Origin of the sequence: Pseudomonas sp. AP19 (assembly GCF_001728855.1) — a bacterium.
GTDB lineage: Bacteria > Pseudomonadota > Gammaproteobacteria > Pseudomonadales > Pseudomonadaceae > Aquipseudomonas > Aquipseudomonas fluorescens.
The window spans coordinates 1-2,035 of the sequence record NZ_LXJP01000127.1; the positions used below are offsets into that span (position 1 = coordinate 1).

At 56.6% G+C, this 2,035-nt stretch carries 3 protein-coding genes; 1 reads left to right on the top strand and 2 read right to left on the bottom strand.

What is annotated here, in order from left to right:
* Positions 1-90 precede the first annotated feature (90 nt).
* A complete protein-coding gene (locus A7D21_RS35055; RefSeq protein ID WP_074594262.1) occupies positions 91-444 on the top strand; it encodes a CPCC family cysteine-rich protein in 354 nt (117 codons plus the stop codon).
* 111 nt (positions 445-555) lie between these two features.
* Here the strand turns inward: A7D21_RS35055 and A7D21_RS33885 are convergent, their stop codons facing one another.
* Both A7D21_RS33885 and A7D21_RS33890 read right to left on the bottom strand, forming a co-directional pair.
* Positions 556-1,035 (bottom strand): surface-adhesin E family protein, encoded by a 480-nt coding sequence (locus tag A7D21_RS33885; RefSeq protein WP_015371096.1) that lies wholly within the window; start codon positions 1,033-1,035, stop codon positions 556-558.
* Positions 1,032-1,679: a hypothetical protein gene (locus tag A7D21_RS33890; protein ID WP_069553843.1), complete on the bottom strand. Its 648-nt coding sequence runs from the start codon at positions 1,677-1,679 to the stop codon at positions 1,032-1,034. Before A7D21_RS33890 ends, A7D21_RS33885 begins: the two co-directional genes overlap by 4 nt.
* Between the last annotated feature and the right edge of the window lie 356 nt (positions 1,680-2,035).

Here is a 2,035-nt window from a genome sequence, read left to right on the forward strand (position 1 = left end):
CTACTTTTTCAACAGAATCGACCCATTGCAGCCGTTCAGCATGTTGCTAAAATCGACCAAGAGTAGACTGCCACCCATAAGTGAAAATTGATGTTTACCTGCCCATGCTGCGGATATGCAGTCTTCGAGGAACACCCAGGGTCATACGATATTTGCCCAATTTGTTTCTGGGAGGATGACGTGTTCCAACTCTATTACCCTCACCAGGTGGATGGACCGAATAGATGTAGCTTGATCGAGGCGCAGGTCAATTTCGTCCAATTCGGTGCCTGCGAGCGAACCATGCTGAAGAATGTGCGAATGGTTAGCGATAGCGATGTGCGGGATGGTGAGTGGTTCCCACTCTGGACTCGCCGAGTCGCCATTCCAGATCCCGACTCCGATAACCAGCATCCTCAACACATGAAGTCGAAGTACGACCTCTACTATTGGCTGCGGACCTAGCAGCGCAAAATGGCCGAAAACGGCCAGTTCCGTCGTTTAGAGGAAAGACACCACCCCTGCCACCTGAAAGCAGGCACGCCGTGATAGCCGCCTGCTCATGCAAAGATACAGCTACCCCGGATTACCCGCCCGAAGATGCGCCGCATCGATCTTGCATACCGAATCGCGCAACCTCCCGATCAACGACTGCCGCTCCAACGGTCCCCATTGCGGAGTATCGCTCTTGCGCGTCACTTCATGCCCCAGGGCAAAGGGTTCGGAGAAATAAACCCGGCCGAACTGCGCCATTTCGTCCCGCTCGCAGTTGATCACCTGGATCGCCCGCGAACTGCGAATCTCTGGAAGTTTACCGCTAGGGGCGGCGAGTCCGAGGTAATTGTTGATTAGGTAGAACTGGCGCAAATGCGGATTGCCCTGGTACAAGGCGACGGAGTGTGCGTCGAAGTAGGTTGCCAGTTTGGCGTCCTCCAGCAGTTTGAACATGCCAGCAGGCGTCGTGGCCGGCGCTTCGGCCACGGCTTTCTGCGGCACAGTGCCGTGGGCACAACCACCCAGCAGCAATACCGCTGCTAGGCATGGCAGGCGCCTCATCGTGTGGTTCCCTGTGCCAGGTCCGGGCGTTCCTGCTGCAACAGAAGCTCATCGACGCTGCCCTGCAACGAACAGAGCAGGCGGGTCTTCCCGTCCTCGACGCTCAGCATCAGGAGCTTTTCCGCGGAACCCGCCGCCGGAGCGATGCCCGAGGCCGCCGCAGGGTTGTTCTGCCAGGCGGAATTGGCGTCCGCCTTGATCCGTGGTTTAGAAATGAAGTACTCGCCTGCCTCCTGCCATTCCGCATGCGGCAACTTGGCCATGACTTGCTCGCGGCTGGCATCGATTTCGAAACCCCAGAAGTAGTAAATGCCTTGCTCGCCCAGGTCCATGATCCGGTCGTAGTAGCTAGTCAGGCGCAGGCCCTGGTCGTCGACAGCGGGGGTGAAGTGCTGGAAAGCAGTGTTGAAGTTGCGGCGGTCCAGCACTGGCGGCCAGGCCAGGCCGTGCTGATCGTTGCGGGCCAGCTTGACGGTCTTCCCCAGATCGGCGCGCTGGGAATACAGGTGTTTGAAAAATGACGGCTCACACGAGACCAGGCTTTCGCTGAGGCCGCTGGCCAGTGCATTACCGGAACACAGTCCGAGGAAAAGAGGAAGTATAGCTTTGCTGCAGGAGAAGGATAAAAGGCGACGCATGTCCATTGCTTGGAGAGTCCTGTTGGTGTGAAAAGACTCTATCGTAATTGCGTCAGGACGTTGTTACAAATTGAAAGGACCGGAAAAGGAGGCTGGCGCCAATCAATGCAGAGCAGGTGAGATAGCCTTCCTCCCAAGGCACAGCGGGAGTCCATACCGGGGCAATCATTGTGCGCGGTCCAAAAAGTCAGTTGCTCAGTGGAGAGCTGATCAAAGTCGCTTCTGTCGAACACAGAAGAACCTAATGTCGGTATCGTGCCAAAGGTAAGGGCGCCCGATAGTATTAAAACGCGGCGGAGTTCTTTTCTCGGTGACCGGCTCCTTTTGGCCGATTTTTGCCGTTTGTGACGGGCAGCAATCGG

Coding starts and splice junctions, on each gene's coding strand:
- A7D21_RS35055 (WP_074594262.1), top strand. CDS start 91: ATGTTTACCTGCCCATGCTGCGGATATGCAGTCTTCGAGGAACACCCA.
- A7D21_RS33885 (WP_015371096.1), bottom strand. CDS start 1,035: ATGAGGCGCCTGCCATGCCTAGCAGCGGTATTGCTGCTGGGTGGTTGT.
- A7D21_RS33890 (WP_069553843.1), bottom strand. CDS start 1,679: ATGGACATGCGTCGCCTTTTATCCTTCTCCTGCAGCAAAGCTATACTT.